We start from the raw sequence: 415 nt of genomic DNA on the forward strand, positions 1-415 counted from the left end.
AAATTTCCCATCTTCGGCATAATTGACCGATACACTGTTCCCTTGCTCACTTCCCTCAAAAAGAGGGGGGGAAGTGTAGATATTTTTGATTTTTGCTATACTGGTATTTGATACTTCACCTATTTCCAGATTGGCAGCACGGTAAGTAGCCAAAACCAGCCGTCTTCCCTGTGGCCGGGCACATATTTTTCCCTGGCTGGCCATGGCTATTTCCCTCAAGGATGCTTTTGAATTTAAATGCTGTAAGAATGGATAATCATGGATTTCTTGTACGATTTTTTGTCTGGCATCAGATACAGCGTACCGGTGATCAAAATGACCAATGCCAACAAACAAAGAATCATTTATAGGATGCAATGATGAATATTTTAAGCTAAAGCGACCCATCTGTTGATTGGGTACATAATTTTTATTC

1 protein-coding gene is annotated in these 415 nt (G+C 40.2%); it reads right to left on the reverse strand.

All coding sequences use genetic code 11. The features are described from left to right. Positions 1-357, reverse strand: a 357-nt coding sequence (locus AC04NP_RS30680) for a hypothetical protein (RefSeq protein WP_482863950.1), incomplete at its 3' end; no start/stop codon positions are given. Between the last annotated feature and the right edge of the window lie 58 nt (positions 358-415).

The sequence above is a fragment of the Agaribacillus sp. DX54 genome (assembly GCF_056858335.1).